This is a genomic window from Algoriphagus yeomjeoni (assembly GCF_049821175.1).
GTDB lineage: Bacteria > Bacteroidota > Bacteroidia > Cytophagales > Cyclobacteriaceae > Algoriphagus > Algoriphagus yeomjeoni_A.
Window position 1 is genome coordinate 3971259 of the sequence record NZ_CP187512.1, and the last position, 20681, is coordinate 3991939.

Consider the following 20681-nt stretch of genomic DNA (forward strand, 5'->3'; position numbering starts at 1 on the left):
CCGTGTTTAATCTATCATCTTACCGTTCACTTTCACGTTTTTGACTTCAAAGCCATCTACGAAAGAATGGTTAAAATCTGCATTCTTAGCCTTAATAGTTAGATTTTCGAAGGTAAAGTCTGAAAGCCGGTCATTCTCGGTAATTGCTACGTCGAAAAATATATCGCATTCCAAATCGATGTTTCTCATGGTGATATTATCTGAATAAGAAAGTGGCACCTCTTCTTTGCCTTTCAAGTCAAAAAACTGGGTCCAGGGCTTCACATAGATAAAACTGCGAACTTGTCCCGTAATATTCTCCACAGTAATGTATTCGTAATGCTGTGGTGTGTCAGGGCGCATTTTTAGCCAAAGTAGGCGTACCGCATCCTGAACTTTTATATTCCGCATGATTATATTCTTATTGTGGATCGACTCGCTACCATTGGTAAGCGCGCCATGGCAAAAGCCAAATTCGCTGTCCTCTATGATGATGTTGGTGTTTTCCCCGTTGTTTGGATCCTCATCTGCCCAAGGTCCTTTACCGCCTTTCAGTGCTATTGCATCGTCATTCACTGCGAGGTAGCATCCTTTGATCAACACGTTTGATACCACATCCAGATCAATTGCGTCGGTACTTGGAGCCTTTACCGGCTCATGTGGAGAGGTGATCGTGAGATCTAGTAATTTGATGTTTTTGCATTGATAGTAATGACTACTCCAAAATCCTGCATTGATGAGGCTTACATCTTGGACCTGCACATCGTTACTCCTCCAAATAAATACTAAGCGCGGTCGAGAAACCTCTAGGTTGGTACAGTTGGGGTCTTCTTTTCTCCGCTGCCAGAAAGCCTCCCAGAATTTCAAGCCATTGCCATTGATCGTGCCATGCCCAGAAATCGTAAATCCATCTACTACATATGCATTGACCAAAGCGGCATAATAGTCCAAGTTTTGACCCTCCATGCGTGAAGGAATCTTGGGATAATTGGCAATGTCGTCCGAGCCTTTCAATACTGCGCCTTCTACTACATGCAAATGGGTTTTGGGTTTGAAGAAAAGTGCTCCACTGAGAAATGTGCCCTTTGGGACGATCACCACTCCGCCAGTTTGCGCAGCTAGATCAATGACTGCTTGGATTTGCTGCGTTTGTAAAATGCTGCTATCATTCTTTACCCCATAATCAGTGAGCACATATTGCTTTCCTAAGTCTTCCAATTTGATTTTGCTATAATCATGAAACCAAGGCGAAATTGGGGTTCCATCTGGCCATTTTTCATTGGTTTCTTGTTGTGAAAAAGCGGTTTGAACTATTAGAAGGAAATAAAAACAAGTAGAAAATAGCGTTCGCATGCAGATCTGGGTTGGTTCGATTAGTTGATTACAAAGATTAAGTCCATTTACAAGTCTATTGAAAGATAGGCGCAAACCCAACAGGTAGTGTCCTGTAGCAATTTAATTCCAAAAAGTGCGGCATGAAAGATTTGCTCAATGGGAGAGCCCCAAGTCACCTAAAACCCCACTTTTGGTCGGATTCATGCAGAAGTTTTTACGAGTGCCAATCAACTATTGGCCTATAGAGTTATCAAATGAGTGTCGGTAAGATGGTGTGGTTTTTCAGAGCTAATTTAGCATCTCTCCCTTTTCATTAAATAATTTGAAGCTCTTATAGCTCTTGCGCAGAAATCCATCTGATGTAGTAGTAACCAACTCATCAAAGCCATATCCGGGTAAAGTAAAACCCTCTGGTATTCCCAAAACTAGAACAGAGTTATTTTCCAAAAGGATGAATCTTACATATTGTCTATTAGAAAAGGTAATATAAAACGAAAGTGCATTTTCAAACGACTCACTTTCTTTTATTTTTTCAGGAATATCCTCTAAAACCCTATCCTTATAATTTGCAAATGATCGATCATCTGTAAAGTTTATATAAATCTTATTAGAGTGGTTTTGCCTCGCTATTTTTTGGATGAAATCATGAGTTTCTACTCTCCGCTTGAGTTCAGGCATGTTTTTCATGAAATCACTAAATGGAGTAATTTCGTCCCTTATTGGCATGGTGAGATTATATATAATATTACTATCCTCGTCTTTTTCTACTACATCTGCCATCCAGCAATCTCCACCGTAGCTATAGGAATAGATGTTGCCTATGTTGGAATCAAGGATTTCAAATTTTTCTAATGTCTTAGCTTCAATATGAAGCAGTTCGGTCAATTGTTTATTTGGATTCTCTATTCTGGATTTTATGGTAACGGGTAAATAAGGCGTAAGCGAATTTATTTCATCCGCAATTCTTAGAGAGTCGTCCGTCTTTCTTTGAAAATATTGATAATTGAGTAAAGTGTTGTAGAGGTGAAGTTTATTAAAGGCGTCCAAAGAATTGTCTTGGATCATACCTACCACTGTGTTTTCAAAATACGCTTGATCATTCTCCTCTAGGTTGGCAATAGCCTGGGCGATCTTGCTTCCATCTGCAAAGTAATGTGCCTTGCCTTTGTTGTTTATTTTAAGATTCGACCCAAGCAGAATTTTGTGAATATTAATGTCCAGTTTTTTTAATTCTTGGACATAGGTAGGACGAGACTCAGAAGCCATAGAATTGTCAGCTATTCTAGAGACTTGGTCATTCATCACGTTTAGGAAGGATTTGATAAATAGGCTCCAATCATGGGTCTCTGATGCAAGCCGTGCGATTCGCTTTTGTTGTTCCAAAGGACCATTATCGAAACTGCAGGTACCTACTTGCTGATTAAGCCTCATGAGATCTAAGGCACGCTCTTTTGATAGTAGATGTGCTGTAAAATCTTCTAAATCTCCATTCGTCACTTTGGAATTTTCGGCAAAAGTCAACGCACTATCCAGGAGGGTTTTGAAATATTTATCATTTTCATAAATCTCACCTAGGTTTTGATGCCTCTTTGATCTCCAGGTTTCCAAAGCATCTCTATACCCTTTCAAATTACCAGGGTCTTTAGGGTAAGTTGGCTTTTCTGTCTTTACTTCAAAATACGAAACCAATGAGTCAATGACTGTTTTCTCAAAACTCGGAAAGTCAGTCATTGTATTACTTTCACTGGTGAAAATCTTCTCCTCAGGCTGAACTAGTACATCCCCATAAAAAAGCCAGTCTGCGTACTTCTCAGGAATTTTATACGATTGGAAATCATCTTCTAAAAAAAATCCTGAAATAGTAAAGAAATCTGATTTGTTGTCTTTGTAGGATTCGAAAAACTTTAATTGATGTTCGAGTGAATCAGCATATGGAATGACTACTTCATGACTTTTGCTGTTTTTTATTTGAAAGGTTTTGATGGCTAAAACCTCCTTGTCCTGATAATCTCTGTACTTATTTTTGACGGTAAGCAAATCTCTATCCACTATCAGTTGAGGATATGCTGCCATCAACTCCTCAGTGCTATTTACCTTGTGGAATACTTCTACAAAGCCTTTTAGGTCTTTGGTTTTTATCTCAAAATAATCAGAACTGGTCTGTGGCATGGAGAAATAATCAGGAATATTCCCATTTACATATTCCTCTTCCAGAGAATATATAATCGAGTCAAGTGCTGGGATATCCTTTGGTTTAATTATTTCATCTTGTCCAAAAACTGATTTGCAAGTCAACAAAAAAAAGATGGCCACTAATTTTCTCATGGGTTTGAAAGGAATTGTACCTTAAGATACTTCAATCCTCAGATTTAAACTATACAAAACCTGAAGTAATAGTTAAATAACCTAAACCCATTTATTGCCTTTCCAAGTTATTGCTTTTTGCGATGATGCTATGATTCCACTTGTCTTAACGATCTTATCTTTTTTATGCTATCGGGCACACTCAAGATATTTGTCACTGTTTTTCTTTAGGCCTACTCAGAGAAATCTAAATTTTTCGCAGAATCCCTATCAAGATACCAGATAAGTTCCTCGCTTGTTGGCTTGACCAGAGAAGCAGGGTATTTGGCATAATCACCTTCCAGCATCACTATTTCTTTCACTTTATCAGCTTTATTAGCGCCGGTAACTAAGAATGCCACAGACTTAGCATTGTTTACGATTTTGCCAGTAATCGTCACTCGCTTTTGACCAGAATCAGGATGAACAGCTACCACGCAGTTTTCTTTCGCATCCCACAAATCGATGTTGTATGGAAAGATAGAAACTGTGTGTCCATCATCACCCATGCCTAGCATGACCAAATCAAATTGTGGAATTCCGTTAACTATCGGCAATTCATCGGCTAGGACTTTACTATAGCGAATTGCTTCTTCTTCGGGATCATTTTCTCCTAAAACCCGAAAGATATTTTCCTCCGGCATATCAATTTTGGACAGCAAATGATCCACGGTCATCTTATAATTGCTTTCTGAATCGTCTGGTGGCACGCAACGCTCATCGCCCCAATAGAAATTGATGTTATCCCAAAAGATTTCTTCGCCAAGCTCCTCAGCGATGTAATCAAAAATAACTTTTGGAGTACTTCCACCCGAAAGGGCCACATGGATTTTTTCTCCTGTGTCAGACATGTCTTTGAGCATGTATGCAAATTCTTCTGCAAGGCTTTCCTTGGAACTTGAAACGATGATATTCATTTTGGGATAGTTTTCTTAAAAATACATTAATTCAAGGCTTTCATCTTACAGAATACAGAAGCCAGTTTCGTCAGTGAGACGTTTTCCTGGATTTCTCCAACCAAAATGGCCGTCAAACATTTCGTCTGAGTTTCTAGGTCCCCAAGTACCAGCCGCGTAGCCGTAGGTTGGCACATCTTCGTTTTGCCAGTAGTTAAGAATAGGGTCGACAAATTTCCAAGCTGCTTCCACTTCATCTGCCCTTGCATAAAGGGTCGCATCGCCCTGCATGGCATCCAAAAGCAATCGTTCATAAGCTTCCATAATCTCTGCAGAGTCAAGATCTGAATAGTAGAAATCCATATTTGCCTGCTCTACGTGGAAGCCGAGACCTGGAACTTTCACCCCAAACTTGATCAGAATTCCCTCATCAGGCTGAATACGAATGATGATTTTATTGTCTTTCTTATATGCATCCTGACTTTTGAACACTTCATGTGCAGGGGATTTAAAGTGGATCACAACTTCTGTCACTTTTGTAGGCATATACTTCGCTGTGCGTACATAGAATGGCACATCTTTCCATCGCCAGTTATCCACAAAAAACTTAACCGCAGCAAAAGTCTCCGTTTTAGAATCAGGATCAACTCCGTCCTCTTCTCGGTAACCTTTCACTTTTTTGCCATCGATAGTTGAAGCTACATATTGGCCCTTCATGGTGTGGGTGGCCAATTCTTCGTCACTGGTCATTATGCGAAGAGACTTCAAGGCCTTGACTTTTTCATCCCGGATTTCTTCAGCGCTTGAATTGATCGGTGGCTCCATCACGATAAGGGAAACGACTTGAAGTAAATGGCTTTGGAACATGTCCCGAAGCGCACCAGACTTATCGTAATAGCCTCCGCGCTTTTCTACACCTACTGTTTCAGCATTGGTGATTTCCACATGGTGAATGTATCGGCGATTCCAAGTAGGCTCGAAAAGAGAATTGGAAAAACGAGTCACAAGTAAATTCTGGACAGTTTCTTTGCCCAAATAATGATCAATTCTATAAACTTGTGGTTCGTTGAAATACTTGTGTAAACCTGCATTGAGCTCCTGAGCAGTAGCCAAACTATAGCCAAAAGGCTTTTCAACAATGATTCGCTTCCAGCCATTTTCTTCCGTAGTAAGACCCGCTTCGCAAAGATTCTTGGCGATTATTTCATACAAACTTGGGGGAGTGGATAGGTAGAAGATGTAATTTTCATCACAGCCCTTTTCCTTATTTAGCTTACCTATTCTCTTCGCCAGCCCATCATACTTGCTATCATAATCGTCACCCAAGTCCTCATAAAACATCTTTTCAGCAAAGTCTGCGATGTAGGCTTTCTCTTCTTTGCTGATTTTATCCTTCAAAAATTCACTTTCCTGAACTACTTTCTGACGAAATTCCTCGTCCGTCATCGCACTTCGGCTAGCACCCAAAACCACAAAATTTTCTGGAAGATGCTTACCCTTATAGAGGCTATATATTGCCGGAACCAGTTTTCGTGCTGTCAAATCACCTGACGCACCAAAAATTATTAGCATCTGGTTTTGTGTTTTCTTCATCAGTTTGGGCGTATTTTTATATTTTTTGTATCAAAACCCTGCTTTGGGCGGTCACAAATTTATCAATCTTACTAGAAAGCCAACCTTCAATCCATTAATTTTGGTGGCTATAGACGCAAAAATAACCCATATTTATTTCTAACCTTGCAAGCTATTAGGGTTAGAAGCAAATTTGAAAACAACAGAAAGAAACAATGGAGTACACGAATTATGATTTTGGATTAGTTGGCCTTGGAGTGATGGGGCGAAATTTTATTTTGAATGTCGCTGACAATAATTTTAGCGCTTTTGGATATGACCTTAGTGAGGCTCAGGTGAAGGCTATGGAAGTGGAAGCTGAGGGCATGGATAATGTGAAAGCTACCACAGATGTGAAAACTTTTATTCAAGCTTTATCTACTCCACGAAAAATTATGCTTCTAGTGCCCGCTGGAAAAATCGTAGATCATGCGATAGAAAACCTACTTCCGCTTTTAGACAAAGGTGATATCATTATAGATGGAGGAAATTCATTTTTCACTGATACCGACAGAAGAGAGGCTTATTTGAAAGAAAGAGGAATTCACTTCTTTGGTTCTGGAGTTTCAGGTGGAGCGGAAGGCGCAAGAAAAGGCCCTAGCATCATGCCAGGAGGCGACAAGGAAGCTTATGAGCATGTGAAGCCAATTTTTGAGGCAGTCTCTGCGAAATATAAAGGTGAACCTTGCGTGGCTTACCTAGGTCCAAAATCAGCTGGGAATTACGTAAAGATGGTGCACAATGGCATAGAATACGCCATGATGCAGCTGACTTCAGAGATTTACGATTTGCTGAAAAAATCCTGTAACCTATCGAATGAAGAACTTCATCAAGTGTATGACTCTTGGAATAAAGGTCAATTGCAATCTTTTTTGGTAGAAATCACAGCTGAGATTTTCACTCAAAAAGATGAGCTGACTTCTGCTGATTTGGTGGATATGATTCTGGATAAAGCCAAGCAAAAAGGAACTGGTAAATGGACTTCGCAGAATGCAATGGACTTAGGAATTCCTGTTCCGACGATTGATATGGCGGTTAGTATGCGTGAGATTTCTGCATTGAAAGACGAGCGGGTTCAGGCAGACGAATTATACACTAGACCAGAAGTTGCTCATATCGCAAAAGAAGAGTTGATCGCTCAAGCAGAGCAAGCGCTTTATTTCTCCTTTATCATCGCTTATGCGCAAGGATTGCATCAATTGATGTACGCTTCAAAGGATTATGGCTATGACCTCGATATGTCTACAATCGCCAAAATCTGGAGAGCCGGCTGTATTATCCGTGCAGGATTGTTGGCTGATATCGCAGAGGCTTACACAGCGGATAATTCCATTCCGAATTTGTTGCTGTCTCCTTCATTTGTACCTAAAGTTCAGGGCACTTTACCTGCAGTTCGTGAAGTAGTTGCTTTTGCAGCAAAAAATGGAATTCCTGTTCCGGGACTTTCTTCTGCATTGAGTTACTTTGATGCTTACACTTCTACTAAACTGCCTCTAAATCTGATCCAAGCGCAACGTGATCACTTCGGCTCGCATACCTACGAGCGTACTGATCGTGAGGGGATTTTTCATACGGAATGGGGGAAGTAGAAGAAGGCAGTAGTCAGTCTCAGTATTCAGGGATTTAGTAATACAAAGCTCGTCAGATTTACTGACGAGCTTTTGTGTTTAGGTATAATTAGAATCAGTGGTAAAAAGTTACACAAAGCTCTAAATCACCTTTGGCCCCGTCAGGGTTATTTATTTTATAGATGAAATTAGGGCCATAATAGTCAAAGGGCTCGGTTATAGTATCAATTTTTCCTGCAGGAAGTTGAAACTGATGTAGCGTAATATCCTTATCAATGGTACCTTTTATCCGTAAAGAAAAAGCGTTTACAGCATCAAATTTATCCAAACCACTTGCTATAGAATCAAGTTGTTTACCATCTGAAATAACTATTGATTTGCATGAAGGTTTGGATAATAAGTCACATGATGAAAGTGCAAAAATTATTAATATGACTGAAAGCTTATTTATAGACATGAGGAAGAGTTTATTGTTGCGGAATTTGAAGTTTTTCAAAATTCAAGTTTACCGAAGAGAAATATCAAAATCCAAATCCCCTTTTACTTCTCCTAGTGGAGAATACTTGAAAATAAATTCATTCGCATAGTAATCTGCGGTGATCAAAGTGTCTATTTTTCCGTTTCCTGAAAATTTATAGTATTCTAATAATAGGATATCTCCCTCCAATTCACCAGAAAAATGGAGCTGAAAATAATTCGGGTTTATATTACAAAAACTAAAATCCAAACTTTCCTCATATGGCAAGTTCAAATCAAATTTTTGAGTACTTAATTCACAATTATTTCTTCCAACACAGCCATATAGACTGAGCATCACAATAAAACAAGTTAATATCTTCATTCCAATTTTATTAAGTTACCCTCATCTGCCATCATATGTAATAAAAAGAGGTAAACAAGGGTAAGTAATACTAAGATAAAATTTAAGTCTTAGTGAAATGTTTCTGTGAAAAATTAAAAAACCTCCCGATTACTCAGGAGGTTTTTGCATTTATATACCGGACTATAATTTTTTAATAAATCACCTTCACCATACTTGTGATGACAGAAGCCATACGGATAGATTCGAAGATTCTTTCTTCGCTGGATCCTAATTCGATTAGGTGGTTTTCGTGAGACGCTACACACATTTGGCAGCCATTCACCGCAGACACTGCAGTGGAGATCAATTCGAAGAACTCTTTCCCTAACACAGGATTCATCATGATGTTCATACGAAGTCTTGCAGGAATTTGACCGTACTTTTCCTTTTCCACAAAGTGGCGGAATCTATACAATACATTATTGCTGCTAAGCAAAGAAGCACAGGCCACTGCTTCACCGATCTCGGCAATAGTAGCTTCGTTTTCCTCAGCTAATTTTCTAAAAAATACCTGAAGGGGGTTGTTTGCCGCGTTAGCTGCAAGCGCCAATCCCATTAAAGCTACTTCTTTTTGGTTTAGCTTATCGCCTTTGAGGATAGTCTTGAAGTTGAGTTTCAAATCCTTCACATATCTGGAATCTGAATCGCCCAGATTTCTCAAAGATTCATTCGTAAATTCTTCATTCAAGCCAACTACCTCTAATAGTTCGGCTACTGATTGATTAAGATTTAATACTTCCATGGTGTCAGATTAAGGTTTGAAAACAAGCAAAGGAGACCCTGGGATCTCCTTTGCTGTTATTAGGTTTGAGATCTGAATTAGTTCAGGTTCAAGGTAGCTTCTCCTTTTTCCCAGTTACACGGGCAAAGCTCGTCAGTTTGAAGCGCATCAAGCACTCTCAATACTTCCTCTACATTTCTACCTACAGAAAGATCGTATGCAGATACCCAACGAACGATTCCTTGAGGATCGATGATGAAAGTAGCTCTGTAAGCGATTTTCTCAGATGCTTCCAGAATACCAAGTTCTTCTGCAAGAGACTTAGAAGTATCAGCTAGCATAGGGAAAGTAAGGTCACGAAGATCTTCGTGGTTGTTTCTCCAAGCCAAGTGAACGAATTCAGAATCAGTAGAAGCTCCTACCAATACTGTATCTCTGTCTGCAAATTCACCTGCATTCTTGTTGAATTCAGCGATTTCAGTTGGGCAAACAAAAGTAAAATCCTTTGGCCACCAGAACATCACCATCCATTTGCCGTCGGCAGTGTGGATATTGTTGCTGATCGTCTGGAATTCTTGTCCTTTTTCTCTAGAAACTACTGCGGTTTTTTCGAAAGCTGGGAATTCAGCACCCAAGCCAAGCATTCTGCTGCTCATAATATTGTAAGGTTTAGTTTTCAAAATTGTTACACAAAGTTGTCCATGAATTTCTCATCAATCAAATTAATAATTGTTATCTCTTTATAACTTTGAGTTATATGACCCTGTATCAATTAGAGTATATCGTTGCCTTGGATAATCACCGCCATTTTGTGAAAGCTGCTGAAAGTTGCCATGTCTCTCAGCCAAACTTGACAACGCAGATCAAAAAATTGGAAGAAGAGATCGGTGTCAAAATTTTTGATCGTGACGCCAAGCCGGTAAAACCCACCCTAGCCGGGGAGCAAATCCTGCTAAAGGCCCGACAAATTCTTCGGGAAGTGGCCGATTTAAATGAGTTTGTCCAAGATGAAAAGGAATCGTTGGACGGAACGTTTACTATTGGAGTGATTCCTACCATTGCTCCCTATTTACTTTCCTTGTTTTTGCCAGAATTTGTACGAGCAAATCCTAAGACGAAACTGAAGATTAGGGAACTTCAAACTATGGAAATCATCTCAGAACTTCAAAAAGGCACATTGGACATCGGGATCTTGGTCACTCCAGTTGAGGAGAAATCCATACGGGAGATTTCACTTTTCAATGAGCCTTTCTTGCTCTATTTACCAAAAGATCATCCGCTTTGTAAAAAATGGCATATCACCCCGTCAGTTTTGGATCCAAACCAAATGCTAGTTTTGGATGAGGGACATTGCTTTAGAGAGCAGACCTTGGCGATCTGCGAAAGTGATAGAACCAGAAATAACTTTGGTTTTGAATATCAAAGTGGATCGATTGAGTCTTTGATTCGATTAGTGGACAAAGGGGTTGGGTATACACTTGTCCCTGAGATGGCGGTGCTTTCAGAATTTGGGAATGAAAGAATCCGAAGGTTTGACTCTCCGGAGCCTGTTCGTGAAATCAGTCTCGTTGTACACAGTAGCTTTACAAAGGAAGCTCTGATTGAAGTGTTGCGAGCAAGTATTCTCAAGTCTATTCCAGAGAGATTTCAGAAAATTGATGAATACATCAAAGTAAAATGGCGTTGAAACAGCAAATTTAATTTACCCAACTTTCAGGCGAAGTTCCCCTTGTCTTTTTACCACTTTCAATTCGAAGTGCTGATTGATAAAAGCTTTGCAGTGATTTTCAGCCCATTCAGCACGGGACTCGGTATCAAAAAGTATGGTCATTCTCAGCATCGTTTTCACGTATTGCTCGTAAATCCCCAAATCCCGGACATAGGCGACCAATGCAGCGGACCAATCTTCCTGAAACTTCTCCAGATGAGTTCTTCCATCAAAAAGCATTTCCAATTGATTGTCACCATGCTTGTAGCGATAGATGCCACAAAGCTGACGGTATATCAAACGAACCCGATCTCTAGGAAATTCGAAGCAGTCAAGTATTTGAGCATAAGTCTCATCCATTAATTGAAGCGGGTTGTACAATGAAGTATAAGAGCGCTTCAATTCAAAAACCATTCGATCAATTAGTTCTTCTTCAAGCACGGATTGTGCCTGTCGAAGAATGTAATTTTTGTCTAATGGAAAGAGTTTTTGGATCATGCTTCGCAAAAATACGAAATTATCTTTTTAGGATGGTTTTAAATTATGTTTTATGTCAGGTGTCGGATGCCCGGTGCCTTTCCGAAACTTCATCATTCGAACTTCAACATTTTAAACACTTATTATTAACTGAGGGATAACTTTCTACTTTGGGTTTCTAAACTGAATATTGAGACTGAGACTAAAAACTGAACACTTTTCACCCCCAATCCGCCGGCCTTCTCGCCTCATATTTTTCGATCTTATCGAGCAAATCCACAGGATCATCAGAAATGATCAACAATTCCTCCTGCTCAGGATACATAAATCCCTCCTTCATGGCATGTTCTAAAAATGCAATCAGTTTATCAAAGTACCCATTCACATTATAGAGTGCCAGTGGTTTTTGTATATAATGAAGCTGGTTTAGCGTCATGATTTCAAAAAGCTCTTCCAAAGTCCCGATTCCTCCAGGCATTGCAATAAATGCGTCACCTCTCTCAGCCATCAGCCATTTTCGATCACGCATGGTCTCCACGATGATCAGTTCAGTACAGCCACGGTGTGCTACTTCCCGATCCACGAGTTTCTGTGGAATGATTCCCAGAACTTCCTTTCCAGCTTCCAGCATTTCATCAGCGATCACGCCCATCAATCCCACTCTTCCGGCTCCATATACCAGCGAGTGATCCCGTTTGATCATCTCCTGAGCCAATGCTCGGGCACCTTCCTCATAAACTGAACTATCGCCTTTTCTGGAACCGCAATAAATGGTAATTTTCTTCATGACTTTAAATCAAAAGTGGAATTCTAAATTACAGGTTTCTATTTTTTAATGCACAGGCATATGGAAGGTTTTACAAAAGCTTAATGGTTCTGGAAGAAATGGTGTTTCGTATAAGAATGAAATATAAAAGGTGTAAAAAGTATTTTTAAATGCTCCTTCATGCATGCTAAACACTCCTATTGAGGCCGCTGCAGCTTGTCCCGTCTATGGTCTTCTAGCCTTTAATCAAGAGAATTATATGTAATAGCTTCATGGCAAGTATTCATTATCCACTATTTTTGAACTATGAAAATCTGCTTTGCTACAAACAACCCGAAGAAAATTGAAGAAGTAAAAGCTGCACTGGGTGATAGCTTTGAAATTGTTTCATTGAAAGATATTGGTTGCTCCGAAGAGCTTCCAGAGACAGGCGACACGCTGGAGCATAATGCGTTTCAGAAAGCCAAGTATGTTAAGGAGCATTTTGGAGTGGATTGCTTCGCTGATGACACAGGGTTGGAGGTTGATGCATTGGAAGGGGAGCCTGGAGTTTATTCTGGACGGTACGCTGGCGAACCTAGAAGTGACCAGCGAAATATTGATTTATTATTAAAAAATATTGGAGATACTTCCCTTCGCACCGCACGATTTAAAACTGTTATTGCCCTGTTGCTTGGTGAGGAAGAGTACAAATTTGAAGGTGTGGCAGAAGGTGAGATTTTGAGAAGTAGAACGGGAGATGGAGGCTTTGGATATGACCCTGTCTTTCTTCCTAAGGGACATTCTAAGTCTTTTGCTGAATTGAGTATGGTAGAGAAAAATCAAATCTCCCATAGAGGAAAAGCTGTCAGCGAGTTAATAACCTTCCTAAGCCATAGATAATTCTGTATAAAGTAGAAAATCAGTTTAACTTTGCCTCATGCAAAAACCATTCATCGTCGGTATCACGGGAGGATCTGCTTCGGGAAAAACACTTTTTTTAGAGCGGTTGCTCAGTTCATTTGAAGAAGGTGAAGTTTGCCTGATCTCTCAGGATAATTACTACAAGCCGAGGGAGATGCAGCCGATAGATGATCATGGAGTTCATAATTTTGATCGACCGGAAAGTATAGATTTTGAAGAGTACGCGGCAGATATCCGTAAAATCCAAGCTGGAGAAACGGTCTACAGAGAGGAATACACCTTCAACAATGCAGCGAAAACACCAAAAATGTTAACTTTTTCTTCTGCTCCTGTAGTAGTGGTGGAGGGAATCTTCGTGCTTTACTATCCAGAGTTGGCGAACCTTCTTGACCTGAAGGTTTTTATTGATGCGAAGGATCACATCAAGTTGAAAAGAAGAATCATTCGGGACAAAGTAGAACGTGGCTATGACCTGGACGATGTGCTATATCGCTATGAGCAGCACGTGATGCCTACTTATGAGAAATATATCAAGCCGTTTATGAATGATGCAGATCTGATCGTTCCCAATAATCATAATTTCGATAAAGCGCTTGAAGTAATCCGCACTTACTTACGAGTGAGGACCTCTTAATACTTCTGTTAATACTCTGATTTATATCATTTTATTTTGAATTTAGAGTCCACGATCAGAAATTCTAAGATGAGAAATGGTCAATTTAAATAATTGGCTATATTTGCGCCGCATGAAAGCAACAAAACGAAATAGCAACTTATTCCAACAGCGCATTACTGTGATGCTGGCATTGCTATTCTGTTTATTTATTTCAAGCGTAGAATATGTTCCTGAAAATGGAGAATCGGTTAAAGTCGAAAAGCAAGACAAAACTACTTCAAATGATCAGGATCAGACTTTTTTAAATGTGGCAGTAGATGCCGTGGTACCGTTTGTGGTTCATGTTTCCCACAGCTTACTTTACCTAATTCAGGACATTGTAAGATTTGATGGTTCCACCTTCATCACCGAATCCACCTCAGTTTTTCAACCAAATCAGCTCGTAGAAATACTTTTTGAGCGAATAATATCCACCAAAGGACCCTGATTTCAAATAATTCCCGAATCATCCAAGCGCTTACCTTTTATTGGTTAAGCCATAAATCTGTATTTACAATCAATTAATAATTTTAATTTCTCATGCAAAACAAAGGTGTCATTGTGTTTTTGACAGTGATCGTTACAGCATTATGCTTGTACTATCTGTCATTCACATTTGTATCAAACAATATCCAAAACGAGGCCCAGGAATATGCAACTGATGCTGCTGGCAACGTGGATTTTTCTAAAAGACAAAGCTACCTAGACTCTATCTGGAGAGCTCCTGTGTACAGCTTCTTAGGGGCTGATTATACTTTCCAGGAAGTAAAGGAAACCGAACTTGGTCTGGGTCTTGACCTTCAAGGCGGTATGCACGTGACTTTGGCTGTCTCTCCAGTGGAGATTGTAAAAGGACTTGCTGGCAACCCAAAAGATGTAGCTTTCAATAAATCTGTAGAAGAAGCTCGTGAAGAAGCTAAAACTTCTACCGCTAAGTATGTGGATTTATTCTATGCTGCATTCCAGAGAAATAGCCCAAATCAAAAGCTTAGTAGTATTTTCGCTACAGCAGCCAATAGAGGTCGGATTTCTTTGGAATCCTCTGATTCTGAAATTCTTGAAATTATAGACAACGAGATTGAAAATGCTATCGAGCGTTCTTTTAATATCCTTAGAACTCGTATCGATAGATTCGGGACTTCTCAGCCAAACATTCAGAGAATCCAAGGTTCTGGTCGTATTCAGATCGAATTACCGGGTGTAGACAATCAGGAAAGAGTAAGAAACTTACTTCAGGGTGTAGCAAAACTACAGTTCTGGGAAGTAGCTGAATCAAATGAAATCGGTGCAGCTCTAGAAGCTGTAAACAGTGCCTGGGTAGCTGCAAATCAATCAGCTGAACCTGCTAGTGAGGATACGGTATCTACTGAGAATCTTACAGGTGATGATTCACTGAGAAATGCTTTAGAAAAACAACTGGCTGAAATCGATCCTTCTAGATCTGGTGATAACAGTATCTCCCCATTATTCAGCTTGTTAAAACCTAATTATGGTCTTGCATATGAGCTTCGTGATACCATGGCAATCAACCGTATCATCAAAAATGAGGATTACAAAAGTCTATTGCCAAGAGATATTAAGCTGCTTTGGGGTGTGAAGCCTTTCGAAGCTGAAGATGGTACTGAAACGTTGGAGCTTTTTGCAATTAAAACTGAAAGAGGAACGGACGAAGCTCCACTTGAAGGTGATGTAGTGACTGATGCTCGTCAGACATTGGACCAAACGTCTAGGCCTGCAGTTTCCATGCAAATGAATGCAGATGGTGCAAGAAAATGGAGAAAGTTAACCGCTGAGAATATCGGTAGAAGAATTGCGGTAGTATTGGATGACTATGTTTATACAGCTCCGGTTGTAAACGGAGAGATTCCTTCTGGTCAATCAGAAATTGCCGGAAACTTCTCACTTCAGGAGGCACAGGATTTGGCTAACATTCTTAAGTCAGGTTCTCTTCCTGCTCCTACGCAGATCGTGGAAGAAAGCATCATCGGCCCTACTTTGGGTAGAGAAGCATTGAACCAAGGTTTGATCTCCATGGTAGCTGGTTTGGCTATTGTGGTTCTTTTCATGATGGCTTACTATTCAAAAGGTGGCCTGGTAGCTATTGCTGCATTAGTGTTCAACATCTTCTTTATCCTGGGTATTTTGGCCCAGTTAGGTACAGCCTTGACCTTGCCAGGTATTGCTGGTATCGTGTTGACAATAGGTATGTCTATTGATGCGAACGTATTGATTTTTGAGCGTATCAAAGAGGAGCTTCGCAATGGAGTTGGCTTATTAGCTGCGATCAATGCAGGTTACAATAAGGCTTTCTCAGCCATTCTCGATTCGAACGTAACGACTTTCCTTACAGGTGCTATTCTTTATGCATTAGGTCAAGGTCCAGTAAAAGGATTTGCAATTGTGTTGATGATAGGTATTGCTTCTTCCTTCTTCTCCGCAGTATTTATCACTCGAGTGATTGTATCCTGGATGAGTAAGAAAGGAGATAAGAGCTCGATTAGTTTCGCCACTCCATTTGCTAAAAATTCATTGAGCTCATTGAATCTTGATTTCTTGGGTAAAAGAAAAGTTGCTTATCTTATTTCCACTTCCATCATTGTGATTGGTTTGGGAATAGCTGCTGTGAATGGCTTGAAATTCGGAGTTGACTTTACAGGTGGACGTTCTTACATCGTTGCATTTGATGAGCCTATGGCTGCTTCTGATTTAAAATCAGGTTTGGATAGGGAGTTTGATGGATCGGTAGAAGTAAAAACTTACGGGTCTAACAATGTACTAAAGGTTACCACTTCTTATTTAGTAAATGAAGATGATGCTGAATCTAACCTTGAGGTAGAAAGTAAAGTAAAAGAAGGAATTGCTACGGTTACTGGATTAGCATTCACTGACGACGCAGAAACGTTAGCTTCTGGTCAATTTGCCATCACAGGCTCTTCTAAAGTTGGTGCTACAGTAGCGGATGATATTAAAGCATCTTCCGTTGAAGCAATGGTTGTAGCTTTGGTCGCTATTTTCCTTTATATCTTATTGAGATTCCGTAAGTGGCAATTCTCCCTGGCATCTATTATTGCCTTGATTCACGATACGCTATTTGTGATTGCAGCCTTTGCTATCGCGAGTGCATTTGGAGCTACTTTTGAGATCGACCAAGTATTTATTGCTGCGGTATTGACAGTGATTGGTTACTCCATTAACGATACTGTGATCGTGTTTGACCGTATTCGTGAGAATATCGAAAGCAGAGGAACGCATAAGTTGGTGAAAGTATTCAATGACGCCATCAACCAGACCTTAGGACGTACATTGATTACTTCATTTACTACGTTGATCGTTGTGATTGTATTACTAATATTCGGCGGTGAAGTATTGAGAGGATTCTCTTTTGCCCTATTTATTGGTGTATTGGTGGGTACTTATTCTTCGATCTACATCGCAACACCGATTGTTGTGGATTTGATGAAAAGAGAGATTGACAATGAGAATGCAAATAAAGAGGCTAAAAAGCTTGCATAAATATCGGTATTAATAGAATTATAAAAGGAGCGGGTAGTGATACCCGCTCCTTTTTTATTGTCTTGAGGACTATAAAACCCTTATCTTTTGGGGGAATTATTTCTACAGTGTTTAATCAATTTCAAATTTTTAAAAAATAGATCTTACATGAAAATTTCAAAGAAAGACTTCGAGAGCATGAAAGCCAAATATGACAAAGAAGTCAAAAAAGGCAAACCTGCTAAAGGAGCAAAAGGGAAAGATAAAGATAACCAGTTGAACTGGGTGTTTTTTGACAGGGGGACACTGGAAAGCCTGCTGGCAAAAGTCGATGAAGATCCAAAAGTAGGTGGGATTCAATTCTACATTACAGAATACACTGAAGAAACAGCGAACCTGGTTTACCCAAATCAAGCCGCCGCATACGAAGGTCAGCTTACGATAGTGATGCGTGCTGCCAATCTAAAAGATAGTCAGCTGCTTTTCGTAGACGAAGATGGTGGAGGCTTTGAAGGAGGAGGTGTGGAGTGTCCGTTTAAATGTGAGCCAGACCCTACGGGTAATTAAGAAAAAGTATGGATAGTAGATTGTTACTAGCTTTTTCTGATTGGTTTACTATTAGCACCAATTTACTATTGATAATCGGTGTAGTTTTTTTCATCATGTTACCAAAAGAAAAGAGAGCCAATATTCAGTATTGGCTTCCTTTTTTGATTTTAACATTTACCGTGTTTTATGAAAATTTTGGAGCTTATACGAATTATAATTATGACTTAAAAAAAGCTGTAAATGCCTACCTGGGAAATACTGAATATCCTCAGTTTAACCTTTGGCTCTTCAATATTGCCAGAAGGCAGGTAGGTGTGATCCTGTATTTAGTATTGATCAAGACTTGGCTCCCGCCATCTAAAAAGAAATACATCAACTGGATGATTATCGTTTTCATATCGATGGCATGTGCACTTCAGTTTTCAGGTATAGAACCGCTGTATTATAATCAGCCTATAATCTTTGCGCTTGGAGCTAATTTGATCTTGATAGGGAGCGGGTTATATTTTATTGGAATGATTACGCAAGACCAATTTTTAGAAAGCAATCCACTTAGGTTAGTATCATTTTGGCAAATGACTGTAATAATGTTCACGTTTTCATTGAATTATATATCCTCTGTAGCCCTGCTTTATCTATTTGCTGTCAATCCAGTATTAGGAAGTGGTTTACAGCAGTTTTCCTATTTCATGTGGATTTGTACTTTGGGAGTTCTAACAGTGACTATTGCCTCGCCATTGATTCCAAAAGTCTTTGAAAATGAACCATTTTATAAATCTTATGGCTCGTAAAATTTGATCCATCAAACCAAATTCAGGACTAGTCATGTGGCGAATAAAATCATTATCTTTTGGGGAATTATTTCTACAGCTTACAATCATCTAAAATTTTTACAAACTTAATTTTCATGAAAATTTCTAAAGAAGACTTCGAGAGCATGAAGTTAAAGTACAGCAAGGAAGTGAAGAAGGGTAAGCCTGCTAAAGACAAAAAAGGCAAGGATAAAATCGATCAGACAAATTGGATTTTTTTTGATAGAGAAACCTTGGAAGGCTTGCTAGTAAAAGCTGACAAGGATCCCAAAAAAGGAGGTATTCAGTTTTATATCACTGAATATACGGAAGAAGTAGCTGCTAAATATCACCCAAACGAAGTGGATCAATTAACCGGCGCGTTAACTGTAGTCATGAGAGCAGCTAACCTAAACGAAAACCAAATTACTTTTTCAAATCCAGAAGAGGATTATCAAAATGTAGGAGCGATGTGTCCCCCATTCTGTGATCCTGAGCCGACTGTCTCTTAAAGATGGAAAGTAGGTTTTACCAAATATTTACCGATTGGTATCTAATAGCAATATCTTTCCTATTGATTGTAGGCATTTTCTATTTCCTAAAATTACCGAAACATCTTAAGGCTGATAAATTCTTCTGGTTTCCGTTTTTAATTTTAGCATTTACGGTGTTATATGAGAATATGGGGGGTTATTTAAAGTACAATTTTGAATTTAATAAATTGGTAAATGCCGCATTGGGTAATGTGGAGAACCCAACATACAATGTTTGGCTATTTAATATTGGTTATTATCAAATAGGTACTATTCTGTATCTTTTTTTAATCAAAAATTGGCTTGTACCCTCCAAAAAGAAATACATCAACTGGCTGGTCTTTGTATTCATTGTCCTGGTAATAGCAATACAGCTCCTCGGTATAGAGCCTATTTACACAAACCAACCCATCATTTTTGCAATAGGAGCTAATATGATTTTAGTAGGTAGTGGCCTTTATTTTATCGGTTTAATTACCGAAGACAATTATCTCAATTCCAACCCATTTAAATTATTGTCTTTTTGGCAAATGACTTTTATACTATTCACCTATTCCCTTACTTATATCAACTCTGTCGCCTTATTGTATTTGTGGAACATAAACAAAGAATTAGCCATTTCCCTCATGCAGATTAATAGAGTTTTAGGGGTTATTAATCTTTCCATACTTGTATTGTGGGTGGCATCACCAAGTCTGACTAAAATATTTGAAATAGAACCGTACTCTCATGGAAGCATCTGAAGATCAGATTTATGTAATAATATTTGCAACAATATTCCTTGGAGGAATCATGTCCACTTTCGTGGTGTCCATGGTTTTTATCCACAGACAGCGGCAGGCACAAAACCGTCAAAAAATGGATCAGATCAAATCTGAACATGAAAAAACCTTGCTGAATATTGAAAATGAAATCCAGCAGGAAACCTTAACCTATATCGGAAGAGAGCTTCATGATAACATAGGACAGTTACTTTCACTTGCTAAGCTGAATTTTGGATCAATAAAGCCAGAGAAACAATCCGAGGGAAAGGAAATTCTTAGTCAGGCAATCCAGGAGGTGCGTGGACTCTCCAAGCAATTGAATCTTGATTGGGTAGAAACACTTAGCATCAATGAATTTGTTGCTCAACAATTGGCAAGAATTCAAAATACTGGCTTTTGTGAAACCTCACTAGAGGCAGATTTTGAATTACTGGATTTGCCTAAAGACCAAAAACTTGTATTAATTAGGGTAATCCAAGAGTCTCTCAATAACGCTATCAAGCATGCATCTCCTGAAACTATTCAAATTAGAATACATGAAAGTGGGAATGTCAAACGCATTTTGATCAAAGATGATGGCAGGGGATTTGTCGCATCCCAAGACTCTCAGGGTAGTGGGATGTTCAATCTCCGCAAGAGAATGGAGACGATTGGAGGTCAATTTGAACTGAGTTCTGCTATTGGCAAAGGAACAGAAATCACTTTAACCTTGCCAAATTAGATTTTAG

The 20681-nt window shown here is 39.3% G+C and carries 21 protein-coding genes; 11 read left to right on the forward strand and 10 right to left on the reverse strand.

All coding sequences use genetic code 11. The features are described from left to right. Positions 1-6 precede the first annotated feature (6 nt). The 4 genes from ACPUEN_RS16070 to zwf all read right to left on the reverse strand — a co-directional run bounded on the left by ACPUEN_RS16070 (position 7) and on the right by zwf (position 6146). Complete coding sequence (locus tag ACPUEN_RS16070) at positions 7-1332, reverse strand: rhamnogalacturonidase (RefSeq protein ID WP_425636911.1); 1326 nt, start codon at positions 1330-1332, stop codon at positions 7-9. A 270-nt stretch (positions 1333-1602) separates the two neighbouring features. Then, positions 1603-3639: a hypothetical protein gene (locus ACPUEN_RS16075; protein ID WP_425636912.1), complete on the reverse strand. Its 2037-nt coding sequence runs from the start codon at positions 3637-3639 to the stop codon at positions 1603-1605. A gap of 212 nt (positions 3640-3851) precedes the next feature. Next, entirely contained in the window at positions 3852-4574 is a 723-nt protein-coding gene (gene pgl / locus ACPUEN_RS16080; RefSeq protein WP_425636913.1) for a 6-phosphogluconolactonase, read from the reverse strand. Between the two features lie 45 nt (positions 4575-4619). Continuing rightward, a complete protein-coding gene (gene zwf, locus ACPUEN_RS16085; RefSeq protein WP_425636914.1) occupies positions 4620-6146 on the reverse strand; it encodes a glucose-6-phosphate dehydrogenase in 1527 nt (508 codons plus the stop codon). Positions 6147-6340: 194 nt separating this feature from the next. Here zwf and gndA point away from each other — a divergent pair, with 194 nt between their 5' ends. Next, positions 6341-7753 carry an NADP-dependent phosphogluconate dehydrogenase gene (gene gndA, locus ACPUEN_RS16090; protein ID WP_425636915.1) on the forward strand — a complete coding sequence of 471 codons (1413 nt, stop codon included), beginning with the start codon at positions 6341-6343 and terminating at the stop codon, positions 7751-7753. Positions 7754-7847: 94 nt separating this feature from the next. On the opposite strand, the gene ACPUEN_RS16095 is transcribed toward gndA, so the two are convergent. The 4 genes from ACPUEN_RS16095 to ACPUEN_RS16110 form a co-directional block, all read right to left on the reverse strand. Continuing rightward, positions 7848-8189 carry a hypothetical protein gene (locus ACPUEN_RS16095; RefSeq protein WP_425636916.1) on the reverse strand — a complete coding sequence of 114 codons (342 nt, stop codon included), beginning with the start codon at positions 8187-8189 and terminating at the stop codon, positions 7848-7850. Between the two features lie 48 nt (positions 8190-8237). Then, the gene (locus ACPUEN_RS16100; RefSeq protein ID WP_425636917.1) at positions 8238-8573 is read right to left on the reverse strand and encodes a hypothetical protein; all 336 of its coding nucleotides are present in this window, start codon (positions 8571-8573) and stop codon (positions 8238-8240) included. 172 nt (positions 8574-8745) lie between these two features. Next, positions 8746-9336: a carboxymuconolactone decarboxylase family protein gene (locus tag ACPUEN_RS16105; RefSeq protein ID WP_425636919.1), complete on the reverse strand. Its 591-nt coding sequence runs from the start codon at positions 9334-9336 to the stop codon at positions 8746-8748. Positions 9337-9413: 77 nt separating this feature from the next. Continuing rightward, on the reverse strand, positions 9414-9971 hold the full coding sequence (locus ACPUEN_RS16110; RefSeq protein ID WP_425636920.1) for a peroxiredoxin: 558 nt from the start codon (positions 9969-9971) through the stop codon (positions 9414-9416). A gap of 101 nt (positions 9972-10072) precedes the next feature. On the opposite strand from ACPUEN_RS16110, the gene ACPUEN_RS16115 reads away from it, so the two are divergent. Then, positions 10073-11002 carry a LysR substrate-binding domain-containing protein gene (locus tag ACPUEN_RS16115; RefSeq protein WP_425636921.1) on the forward strand — a complete coding sequence of 310 codons (930 nt, stop codon included), beginning with the start codon at positions 10073-10075 and terminating at the stop codon, positions 11000-11002. Between the two features lie 15 nt (positions 11003-11017). On the opposite strand, the gene ACPUEN_RS16120 is transcribed toward ACPUEN_RS16115, so the two are convergent. Beyond that, positions 11018-11521, reverse strand: coding sequence for a hypothetical protein (locus tag ACPUEN_RS16120; RefSeq protein WP_111609889.1), 504 nt, complete (start codon positions 11519-11521; stop codon positions 11018-11020). 199 nt (positions 11522-11720) lie between these two features. Then, positions 11721-12287: a TIGR00730 family Rossman fold protein gene (locus tag ACPUEN_RS16125; protein ID WP_425636922.1), complete on the reverse strand. Its 567-nt coding sequence runs from the start codon at positions 12285-12287 to the stop codon at positions 11721-11723. A 285-nt stretch (positions 12288-12572) separates the two neighbouring features. Between ACPUEN_RS16125 and ACPUEN_RS16130 the strand changes: the two genes are divergently transcribed. The 9 genes from ACPUEN_RS16130 to ACPUEN_RS16170 all read left to right on the forward strand — a co-directional run bounded on the left by ACPUEN_RS16130 (position 12573) and on the right by ACPUEN_RS16170 (position 20674). Then, complete coding sequence (locus ACPUEN_RS16130; protein ID WP_425636923.1) at positions 12573-13148, forward strand: non-canonical purine NTP diphosphatase; 576 nt, start codon at positions 12573-12575, stop codon at positions 13146-13148. Positions 13149-13185: 37 nt separating this feature from the next. Beyond that, positions 13186-13803 (forward strand): uridine kinase family protein, encoded by a 618-nt coding sequence (locus ACPUEN_RS16135; RefSeq protein ID WP_425636925.1) that lies wholly within the window; start codon positions 13186-13188, stop codon positions 13801-13803. 112 nt (positions 13804-13915) lie between these two features. Then, positions 13916-14272: a hypothetical protein gene (locus tag ACPUEN_RS16140; protein ID WP_111609893.1), complete on the forward strand. Its 357-nt coding sequence runs from the start codon at positions 13916-13918 to the stop codon at positions 14270-14272. Positions 14273-14364: 92 nt separating this feature from the next. Continuing rightward, on the forward strand, positions 14365-17337 hold the full coding sequence (gene secDF, locus ACPUEN_RS16145) for a protein translocase subunit SecDF (protein ID WP_425636926.1): 2973 nt from the start codon (positions 14365-14367) through the stop codon (positions 17335-17337). Positions 17338-17484: 147 nt separating this feature from the next. Then, positions 17485-17883 (forward strand): molecular chaperone DnaK, encoded by a 399-nt coding sequence (locus ACPUEN_RS16150; RefSeq protein WP_425636927.1) that lies wholly within the window; start codon positions 17485-17487, stop codon positions 17881-17883. Between the two features lie 8 nt (positions 17884-17891). Further along, complete coding sequence (locus ACPUEN_RS16155) at positions 17892-18656, forward strand: histidine kinase (RefSeq protein ID WP_425636928.1); 765 nt, start codon at positions 17892-17894, stop codon at positions 18654-18656. Positions 18657-18772: 116 nt separating this feature from the next. Continuing rightward, entirely contained in the window at positions 18773-19168 is a 396-nt protein-coding gene (locus ACPUEN_RS16160; protein ID WP_425636929.1) for a molecular chaperone DnaK, read from the forward strand. A gap of 2 nt (positions 19169-19170) precedes the next feature. Then, on the forward strand, positions 19171-19932 hold the full coding sequence (locus ACPUEN_RS16165; protein WP_425636931.1) for a histidine kinase: 762 nt from the start codon (positions 19171-19173) through the stop codon (positions 19930-19932). Then, positions 19919-20674 carry a sensor histidine kinase gene (locus tag ACPUEN_RS16170; protein ID WP_425636932.1) on the forward strand — a complete coding sequence of 252 codons (756 nt, stop codon included), beginning with the start codon at positions 19919-19921 and terminating at the stop codon, positions 20672-20674. The genes ACPUEN_RS16165 and ACPUEN_RS16170 overlap by 14 nt, the downstream gene beginning before the upstream one ends. Positions 20675-20681 lie beyond the last annotated feature (7 nt).

Bases quoted from the DNA above. Each gene is read 5' to 3' on its own strand.
- ACPUEN_RS16070 (WP_425636911.1), bottom strand. From the start codon at position 1,332: ATGCGAACGCTATTTTCTACTTGTTTTTATTTCCTTCTAATAGTTCAA.
- ACPUEN_RS16075 (WP_425636912.1), bottom strand. From the start codon at position 3,639: ATGAGAAAATTAGTGGCCATCTTTTTTTTGTTGACTTGCAAATCAGTT.
- pgl (WP_425636913.1), bottom strand. From the start codon at position 4,574: ATGAATATCATCGTTTCAAGTTCCAAGGAAAGCCTTGCAGAAGAATTT.
- zwf (WP_425636914.1), bottom strand. From the start codon at position 6,146: ATGAAGAAAACACAAAACCAGATGCTAATAATTTTTGGTGCGTCAGGT.
- gndA (WP_425636915.1), top strand. From the start codon at position 6,341: ATGGAGTACACGAATTATGATTTTGGATTAGTTGGCCTTGGAGTGATG.
- ACPUEN_RS16095 (WP_425636916.1), bottom strand. From the start codon at position 8,189: ATGTCTATAAATAAGCTTTCAGTCATATTAATAATTTTTGCACTTTCA.
- ACPUEN_RS16100 (WP_425636917.1), bottom strand. From the start codon at position 8,573: ATGAAGATATTAACTTGTTTTATTGTGATGCTCAGTCTATATGGCTGT.
- ACPUEN_RS16105 (WP_425636919.1), bottom strand. From the start codon at position 9,336: ATGGAAGTATTAAATCTTAATCAATCAGTAGCCGAACTATTAGAGGTA.
- ACPUEN_RS16110 (WP_425636920.1), bottom strand. From the start codon at position 9,971: ATGAGCAGCAGAATGCTTGGCTTGGGTGCTGAATTCCCAGCTTTCGAA.
- ACPUEN_RS16115 (WP_425636921.1), top strand. From the start codon at position 10,073: ATGACCCTGTATCAATTAGAGTATATCGTTGCCTTGGATAATCACCGC.
- ACPUEN_RS16120 (WP_111609889.1), bottom strand. From the start codon at position 11,521: ATGATCCAAAAACTCTTTCCATTAGACAAAAATTACATTCTTCGACAG.
- ACPUEN_RS16125 (WP_425636922.1), bottom strand. From the start codon at position 12,287: ATGAAGAAAATTACCATTTATTGCGGTTCCAGAAAAGGCGATAGTTCA.
- ACPUEN_RS16130 (WP_425636923.1), top strand. From the start codon at position 12,573: ATGAAAATCTGCTTTGCTACAAACAACCCGAAGAAAATTGAAGAAGTA.
- ACPUEN_RS16135 (WP_425636925.1), top strand. From the start codon at position 13,186: ATGCAAAAACCATTCATCGTCGGTATCACGGGAGGATCTGCTTCGGGA.
- ACPUEN_RS16140 (WP_111609893.1), top strand. From the start codon at position 13,916: ATGAAAGCAACAAAACGAAATAGCAACTTATTCCAACAGCGCATTACT.
- secDF (WP_425636926.1), top strand. From the start codon at position 14,365: ATGCAAAACAAAGGTGTCATTGTGTTTTTGACAGTGATCGTTACAGCA.
- ACPUEN_RS16150 (WP_425636927.1), top strand. From the start codon at position 17,485: ATGAAAATTTCAAAGAAAGACTTCGAGAGCATGAAAGCCAAATATGAC.
- ACPUEN_RS16155 (WP_425636928.1), top strand. From the start codon at position 17,892: ATGGATAGTAGATTGTTACTAGCTTTTTCTGATTGGTTTACTATTAGC.
- ACPUEN_RS16160 (WP_425636929.1), top strand. From the start codon at position 18,773: ATGAAAATTTCTAAAGAAGACTTCGAGAGCATGAAGTTAAAGTACAGC.
- ACPUEN_RS16165 (WP_425636931.1), top strand. From the start codon at position 19,171: ATGGAAAGTAGGTTTTACCAAATATTTACCGATTGGTATCTAATAGCA.
- ACPUEN_RS16170 (WP_425636932.1), top strand. From the start codon at position 19,919: ATGGAAGCATCTGAAGATCAGATTTATGTAATAATATTTGCAACAATA.